9 protein-coding genes and 1 tRNA gene are annotated in these 7,409 nt (G+C 40.8%); 9 read left to right on the forward strand and 1 reads right to left on the reverse strand.

Annotated features, from left to right (window positions below):
* The first annotated feature begins 113 nt into the window (after positions 1 to 113).
* Genes B5F18_RS12065 through B5F18_RS12085 form a run of 5 tightly spaced genes read left to right on the forward strand, consistent with a single transcriptional unit; the run spans position 114 to position 4,171 of the window.
* Positions 114 to 1,139 (forward strand): molybdopterin-binding protein, encoded by a 1,026-nt coding sequence (locus B5F18_RS12065; protein WP_087157896.1) that lies wholly within the window; start codon positions 114 to 116, stop codon positions 1,137 to 1,139.
* A gap of 19 nt (positions 1,140 to 1,158) precedes the next feature.
* Positions 1,159 to 1,599 (forward strand): MOSC domain-containing protein, encoded by a 441-nt coding sequence (locus tag B5F18_RS12070; RefSeq protein WP_087157897.1) that lies wholly within the window; start codon positions 1,159 to 1,161, stop codon positions 1,597 to 1,599.
* Positions 1,596 to 2,399, forward strand: a complete 804-nt coding sequence (modA, locus tag B5F18_RS12075; RefSeq protein ID WP_242955869.1) for a molybdate ABC transporter substrate-binding protein — start codon at positions 1,596 to 1,598, stop codon at positions 2,397 to 2,399. Before B5F18_RS12070 ends, modA begins: the two co-directional genes overlap by 4 nt.
* Before the next feature lie 34 nt (positions 2,400 to 2,433).
* The gene (gene modB, locus B5F18_RS12080) at positions 2,434 to 3,102 is read left to right on the forward strand and encodes a molybdate ABC transporter permease subunit (RefSeq protein WP_087157899.1); all 669 of its coding nucleotides are present in this window, start codon (positions 2,434 to 2,436) and stop codon (positions 3,100 to 3,102) included.
* Between the two features lies 1 nt (position 3,103).
* Positions 3,104 to 4,171 (forward strand): sulfate/molybdate ABC transporter ATP-binding protein, encoded by a 1,068-nt coding sequence (locus B5F18_RS12085; RefSeq protein ID WP_087157900.1) that lies wholly within the window; start codon positions 3,104 to 3,106, stop codon positions 4,169 to 4,171.
* Positions 4,172 to 4,179: 8 nt separating this feature from the next.
* Here B5F18_RS12085 and B5F18_RS12090 read toward each other — a convergent pair whose 3' ends face one another.
* A complete protein-coding gene (locus B5F18_RS12090) occupies positions 4,180 to 4,632 on the reverse strand; it encodes a C-GCAxxG-C-C family (seleno)protein (RefSeq protein WP_087157901.1) in 453 nt (150 codons plus the stop codon).
* Between the two features lie 191 nt (positions 4,633 to 4,823).
* Here B5F18_RS12090 and B5F18_RS12095 point away from each other — a divergent pair, with 191 nt between their 5' ends.
* The 4 genes from B5F18_RS12095 to B5F18_RS12110 all read left to right on the forward strand — a co-directional run bounded on the left by B5F18_RS12095 (position 4,824) and on the right by B5F18_RS12110 (position 7,240).
* Positions 4,824 to 5,669, forward strand: coding sequence for a fumarate hydratase (locus B5F18_RS12095; RefSeq protein ID WP_087157902.1), 846 nt, complete (start codon positions 4,824 to 4,826; stop codon positions 5,667 to 5,669).
* A gap of 19 nt (positions 5,670 to 5,688) precedes the next feature.
* A complete protein-coding gene (locus B5F18_RS12100; protein ID WP_087157903.1) occupies positions 5,689 to 6,246 on the forward strand; it encodes a Fe-S-containing hydro-lyase in 558 nt (185 codons plus the stop codon).
* A 15-nt stretch (positions 6,247 to 6,261) separates the two neighbouring features.
* Positions 6,262 to 6,972, forward strand: a complete 711-nt coding sequence (locus B5F18_RS12105; RefSeq protein WP_087157904.1) for a lysophospholipid acyltransferase family protein — start codon at positions 6,262 to 6,264, stop codon at positions 6,970 to 6,972.
* Between the two features lie 180 nt (positions 6,973 to 7,152).
* Positions 7,153 to 7,240, forward strand: a tRNA-Ser gene (locus B5F18_RS12110).
* Positions 7,241 to 7,409: the final 169 nt, after the last annotated feature.

The following is a 7,409-nucleotide window of genomic DNA, read 5'->3' on the forward strand; positions in this document are numbered from 1 at the left end:
GGAAGAAGCCTCTTCTGAAAGGATGTTTAGAATTATCCTTCTGTCTAATCAAAAAAGAATAAGTCTGTAAGCTGTTTTATGCTTACAAACTTATTATACGAGGAGGATTTAGCATGAAGAAGATAAGGACACAAGATGCAGTAGGTCACGTTATATGTCATGATATTACAGTCATTATCAAAGATGAAAAAAAGGGAGTTGCCTTCAAAAAAGGCCATGTTGTGGCAGAGGAGGATATTCCGGTACTTTTATCTCTTGGAAAAGACCATTTGTATGTGTGGGAAAAAGATGAGTCTATGATGCATGAAAACGAGGCTGCTGAAATTTTGGCTGATATATGCGTAAATGAAGGGATAAGTAAGTCTGATGTCAAAGAAGGAAAGATTGAACTTATTGCGGACAGGGACGGCCTGTTCCAAGTGGATGTGGAACGTCTTGACAAAATCAATGAGCTGGATAATATCATGATAGCAACCATCCACACAAACCGGGCAGTAAAAAAAGGAGAAAAACTTGCAGGTACAAGGATCATTCCTCTTGTGATTGAAAAGCAGAAAATGGAACAGGCAAAAAAAATTGCAGGCCATACGCCATTGTTTCGGGTTGTTCCATACAAAAGAAAGACAGCCGGGATCGTGACAACGGGAAATGAGGTGTTCTATGGAAGAATCAAAGATACATTTACGCAGGTTGTAATGGAAAAGCTGAGACAGTATGGAATCCATGTAAAAGAACATATTATGGTACCGGATCAAAAAGAGGAGATCGTGGATGCAATACGGATCATGAAAGAGCAACGTCTGGATATGATCGTCTGTACCGGAGGAATGAGTGTGGACCCGGATGACATGACCCCTGGGGCAATATGTGAAAGTGGAGCTGACATTATCACATACGGAGCACCGGTGCTGCCGGGAGCTATGTTTTTGCTCGGCTATTTTGCGGACGGAACGCCGATCATGGGACTGCCTGGATGTGTCATGTATGCAAAGGCAACCATATTTGATCTGATTCTCCCAAGAGCAGCGGCAGACATAAAAGTAAGTAAAAAGGAGATTGTGAAAATGGGTCACGGAGGACTATGTTTAAACTGTGATACCTGTCATTATCCAAACTGCAGTTTTGGAAAAAGAATTTAAAAGGGCATAAAGGAGAATTATGGGAATTATAAAAGCAGTCTGCATCAGCAGAAAAAAAGGAACGCCTAAAGTCAATGTTCATGAGTGTGAGATCATTGAAGATTTTGGTCTTAAAGGTGATGCACATGCAGGAAAATGGCACAGACAGGTAAGTATCCTTCCATATGAGGAGATCGAGGCATTTAAAGATAGGGGCGCAAAGATAGAAGACGGAGCGTTCGGAGAGAATTTAATCGTTCAGGGATATGATTTGAAAAGTTTTGCCGTGGGTACAAGGTTTCAATGCAAAGATGTGATTTTGGAATTGACGCAGATAGGAAAAGAATGCCACACTGGATGCAATATCCAGAAAACAATGGGAGAATGCATTATGCCAAGAGAAGGAATTTTCTGCAGGGTTGTACACGGAGGAATTGTAAGAGAAGGAGATTTATTTACTGCATTGGAGGAAGAAGAGTGAAAAAATTTTTAAGTGTAATTTTAGCCATGAGTCTTTTTGGAGCACTGCTGATTGGATGCGGTAAAGAGGAGAAAAACAGAACAAAAAACGAAGAGAAAAAACAGGAAGTAGAGCTGCAGATCATGGCTGCTGCAAGTATGACGGACGTTATGGAAGAACTTGGAGAGAATTACAAAAAGGAAAACGGAAATGTTACATTTACCTTCAACTTTGGATCGTCAGGAACTCTTCAGACACAGATAGAGGAAGGTGCTCCTGCAGATATGTTTATTTCTGCTGCCACAAAGCAGATGGATGATTTGAAGGAAAAAGGTCTTATGGATGATGATTCCATTGTCAATCTTCTTGAAAATAAAGTTGTGCTCATAAAACCCAAAGACTCTGGACCGGACATTCAGTCTTTTGAGGATGTAGCCGGGGACAAAGTATCTATGGTGGCTATCGGAGGAGAAGGAGTGCCGGTGGGGCAGTACACGCAGACAATCTATGAAAATCTTGGACTTTGGGACAAGATTAAGGAAAAAGCAAACCTTGCATCCGATGTACGACAGGTTTTGGACTGGACTGCAAGCAAAAATGTGGACTGCGGAATTGTGTACCAGACAGATGCGATGATTGAAGAAAATGTGGAAATTGTATGCGAAGCTCCGAAAGGAAGCGGTGACAAAGTCATCTACCCGGCAGGTATTGTAAAGAGCTCGGAAAAGAAAGAAGAGGCAGAAAAATTTTTAGAGTACATCAAATCAGATGAGGCAAAAAAGGTTTTTGAAAAATATGGATTTACCAGATATGAAGAGTAGAAGGCCTTTGAATTTGAATGGGAGATAAAAAGTAATGGATATGACACCTTTAATCTTATCTTTAAAGACAGCGGTTGTGGCCACTTTGATCACATTTTTTGCAGGGATTTTCTGTGCATGGAAGGTGGTACATATGAAACGGGGAAAGGGGATCGTGGATACATTATTCACGATTCCTTTAGTGCTTCCACCTACAGTTCTTGGTTTTTTTCTTCTTGTATTTTTCGGAAAAAACGGTCCTGTTGGAAATTTGCTTTCGCAGTATGGCATTGTTTTTGTATTTTCGTGGCTTGGAACAGTAGCTGCGTCAGCTGTTGTATCTTTTCCGTTGATGTACCGGACAGCCAGAGGAGCGTTTGAGCAGTTTGATTCTCACTTATATTATGCTGCGCAGACACTTGGCATGTCGAATTTCAAAATTTTTTGGCGGGTAGTGTTTCCAAATTGTCTACCTGGGATCGTAGGAGGGGTGATCCTTGCATTTGCCCGTGCCCTTGGAGAATTCGGGGCAACTGTCATGCTCGCAGGAAATATTCCGGGAAAAACACAGACGGCTGCCATTGCTGTCTATTCTGCCATGCAGGCAGGGGACAGGGAAAAAGCGTATCAGTGGGTGGCTGTAATCTTGGTTATCTCGCTTGTAGCAGTGTTGGGAATGAACTTTGTAAACAGCAGACAAAAAAAGGAAAAGGAGGAGAGATAGGGTGGCATTATATGTGGATATACAAAAACATTTCTCCGATTTTGATTTGGATGTCTGTTTTGATACAAAAGAAAATATTTATGGTGTGCTTGGGGAGAGCGGATGCGGAAAGAGCATGACATTGAAATGTATTGCTGGAATCGAAAGACCTGACAGAGGAAAGATTGTGCTGAATGGACGTATCTTATTTGACTCGGAAAAGAAAATCGATCTTCCGCCTCAAAAGAGGAATGTGGGATACCTTTTTCAGGACTATGCTTTGTTTCCAAATATGACAGTCATAGAGAATATAAAATCAGGGATGAAGAAAAAAATATCCGGAAAAGAAAAAAATGCATATGCCAGGAAATTGATGAATCGTTTTTTTCTGGATGGAATGGAGAAAAAATATCCATCCATGCTCTCCGGAGGACAAAGGCAAAGGACTGCAATTGCAAGAGTACTTGCATCTGAACCGGAAATCATTCTTTTGGATGAACCATTTTCCGCTGTGGACAGTTATCTGAAATGGCAGCTTGAGCTTGAGATTTTAAATATTTCCGAAGAGTACGGAAAAGAACTCCTACTCGTGTCCCACAATCGTGATGAAATCTACCGCCTGTGCCAGGAGATGGGGGTTATCTCAAAAGGACATATGGAAATCAGCGGAGGAAAAAAAGAGCTGTTCAAAAATCCAAAGACAGTGGCAACCGCGCTTTTGACAGGATGTAAAAATATTTCCCCGATGAAAAAGGAGGACAACCATATTTTTTGTACGGACTGGAATCTTAGATTTAATTTAACAGAGCCTGTGCACGAGGATATTACCCATGTAGGCATACACGCGCATTATATTAAAGTGACAGAACCAGATACAGAAAAATGGGCAGAGATAGAGAGGGTCATCGAAGCCCCTTTTGAAAATATCCTTTTGGTGAGAATTAAAGACAGGGGCGGAAATATTTCTAAAAAAACCCTGCGCATAGGAATTGAGAAAGAGAGATCAGAAAATCTTGTGCAGGGGAGGAAGATTGGAATCATGATACCTTCCGATGTCCTCCTCCTGCTAAGTGAAAAACAAAAAAGATAAAATTCCTTTTATTTTTCTTCATTCAACTCCCTCATCACAATATTGGCAACTCCGGTGACGGCAGTTTCAACAAAACGTGTGCATTGTGCTTTTCTCTCAGGAGAATCCTTTTCCATACCCTTTGTCAATACGCGGCAGCAGGAGCTGCCGCATTCTTTTTTGAAATAATCATGAAATTCATTCGTCAGCGCAAAACATTTATTGATACATGGATCTCCGGGAGTGCGGCGTCCAAAGAAATATCCGATACACATCGTGCCTCCTGCCAGTGCTCCGCAGATACAGCCGGCCCCGCCAAGTCCCCACGGAAAACCAGAGCTCAATGCAATTGCATCATCGGATAAATCTAACTCAAAATGTTTCTTGACAGCATAGATGACAGCTTCGGAACAGGCAAATCCCTGGTGAAAAATGTCTACAGCTGTCTTTTTTAATTCCTCAATATTTACTTCTTTAACCATAGCTCAACCCTCGTCTTTCTCAGATTTACTCTGCCTTTTATTATAAAATTACGCATGGCAGAAGTCAAATAAAGGAAACGGATTTACATTTTGACCCGCACTGTAAAGTATACTATAATAAAAAAAGCTGATGAAAAGAGATCAATTAATGAAAATCAGACAGAAAATAAAAGAGGAGAGGAACTTTAAAGATGATTCGCACAGTGAATGTACAGGAAATTACTAAAAATGTAAAAGAAATGTGTATAGAGGCAAATCACTTCCTGTCTCCTGACATGGAAAAGGCAATGAAGAAGGCCGCTCTATCAGAGGAGTCCCAGGTCGGAAAAAAGATACTGGAACAATTGCTGGAAAATCTTCATATTGCAGGGAATGACACAATTCCTATCTGTCAGGATACAGGAATGGCTGTTGTATTTCTTGAAGTAGGACAGGATGTCCATTTAGAAGGGGGAAACCTGGAGGATGCAGTAAATGAAGGCATCAGACAAGGATATGTGGAAGGATATCTAAGAAAATCTGTGGTAAGTGATCCGCTGATTCGGGAAAATACAAAGGATAATACGCCGGGAATCATCCATTATAAAATTGTGCAGGGAGATAAAGTAGTCATTAAAGTAGCGCCAAAAGGGTTTGGAAGCGAAAATATGAGCAGAGTATTCATGCTAAAACCTGCTGACGGAATCGAAGGAGTTAAGAAAGCAGTTTTGGATGCAGTTGCAGATGCGGGACCGAATGCATGTCCCCCAATGGTCGTTGGAGTTGGTATTGGAGGAACATTTGAAAAATGTGCGGTCATGGCAAAAGAAGCACTTACTAGAGAGGTGGGAGAACATTCTGATATTCCATATGTAAAACAAATGGAAGAAGAGCTGCTTGAAAAAATCAATGGACTTGGAATCGGTCCCGGAGGACTTGGAGGAAGAACTACAGCGATTGCCGTGAATATCGACACATATCCAACCCATATCGCAGGACTTCCGGTAGCCGTAAATATCTGTTGTCACGTAAACCGGCACGTAGTGAGAGCCATTTAAAGATGAGGAGGGAAAAAAAGTGGAAAGGAATTTAACCGTACCTGCGTCAAAGGAAATTACAAGGACATTAAAAGCAGGTGATTACGTGTATTTGACCGGGACGATCTATACGGCCAGGGACGCTGCACATAAAAGAATGTATGAGGCACTGATGGAAGGAAAAAATCTGCCCGTGGATCTTTGCGGACAGCTTGTGTACTATATGGGACCGTCCCCTGCAAGGGATGGCAGGCCTATTGGATCCGCAGGTCCTACGACTGCCAGCAGGATGGATAAATACACCCCAAAACTCCTTGACCTTGGCCTTGGCGGAATGATAGGAAAAGGAAAAAGAAACAAAGAGGTTCTGGATGCGATCGTAAAGAATCAATCTATATATTTTGCAGCTGTAGGTGGGGCAGGTGCACTTTTATCAAAGTGTATCAAAAAGGCAGAAGTCATTGCATACGATGATTTGGGGACAGAGGCTATAAGGAAATTAGAAGTTGAGAATTTCCCGGTCATTGTTGTGGTTGACAGCAAAGGAAATAACTTATATGAAAGTGCGACAAAAGAATACAGAAAGGAAACGATGTAATATCGCAGAAGGATTATGAAACGTATATTGTTGATGGTATTTAGAAATATAATTTTGGTGCCGTTTATGTGGTGCAAATTATGCTACTATGCATCTCATACGGAAAAGTATACGGAAGGGCAAAGATATAATCTTCTTCGATACATTACAAAAAAGGCAAACAAGGGAGGAAGAGTCCACATTGATGTACATGGCCAGGAAAATCTTCCTACACAGAGTGGATTTATGTTTTTTCCGAATCACCAGGGACTTTACGATGTACTTGCCATTATCGAGGCATGCCCCATTCCATTTTCCGTTGTGGCAAAAAAGGAAGTGGGAAATATCCAATTTCTCAAACAGGTTTTTGCGTGTATGAAAGCATATCTGATGGACAGGGAAGATATCCGTCAGTCTATGCAGATCATCATGGATGTTTCAAAGGAAGTAAGCAATGGGAGAAATTACCTCATATTTGCAGAGGGAACCCGCTCAAAAAATGGAAATCATCCGGGAGAATTCAAAGGTGGAAGCTTTAAAGCTGCTACAAAAGCGAAGTGCCCGATCATCCCGGTTGCACTTATAGATTCCTTTAAACCTTTTGATATGAACTCTGCAGCGAAGGTGACTGTTCAGGTACATTTCCTGGAACCAATCACATATGATGAGTACAAGGATATGAAAACCCATGAGATTGCAGAGGAAGTAAAACATAGAATCGAAGAAGTTATACAGAAAAATATATAAAATAGAAAAAACAAAGACTATATATAGAAGAAACATGAAAACAAATTCTATATATAGTCTTCTTTTTAAAGAATACAAAAATGTGCAAAAAACATCAAAAAAAGCGTTGACACAATGGGATTGGTTTAGTATAATAAAATTCGCTACAGCGGAAAAGAATATCAAAAAGGATTCAGGCGTGGAGAAATACTCAAGAGGCTGAAGAGGCGCCCCTGCTAAGGGTGTAGGTCGGGCAACCGGCGCGAGGGTTCAAATCCCTCTTTCTCCGTTTTGTTTCTTGAAAAAGTTTGAAACAAATTAAAAAAAGTGTTGACAAATTTTGAAAGAAATGATAATCTAATATGGCTGTCGCAAAGAGCGGCGGAGGAGTTTGGAAAGGACTTGAAAAAATAAATAAAAAAGTTCTTGACAAACAAAAATGAATGAGATATAATAAA

This window comes from Lachnoclostridium sp. An181, from assembly GCF_002160325.1.
GTDB lineage: Bacteria > Bacillota > Clostridia > Lachnospirales > Lachnospiraceae > An181.

Coding starts and splice junctions, on each gene's coding strand:
- B5F18_RS12090 (WP_087157901.1), bottom strand. CDS start 4,632: ATGGTTAAAGAAGTAAATATTGAGGAATTAAAAAAGACAGCTGTAGAC.
- B5F18_RS12065 (WP_087157896.1), top strand. CDS start 114: ATGAAGAAGATAAGGACACAAGATGCAGTAGGTCACGTTATATGTCAT.
- B5F18_RS12095 (WP_087157902.1), top strand. CDS start 4,824: ATGATTCGCACAGTGAATGTACAGGAAATTACTAAAAATGTAAAAGAA.
- modB (WP_087157899.1), top strand. CDS start 2,434: ATGGATATGACACCTTTAATCTTATCTTTAAAGACAGCGGTTGTGGCC.
- B5F18_RS12105 (WP_087157904.1), top strand. CDS start 6,262: ATGAAACGTATATTGTTGATGGTATTTAGAAATATAATTTTGGTGCCG.
- B5F18_RS12070 (WP_087157897.1), top strand. CDS start 1,159: ATGGGAATTATAAAAGCAGTCTGCATCAGCAGAAAAAAAGGAACGCCT.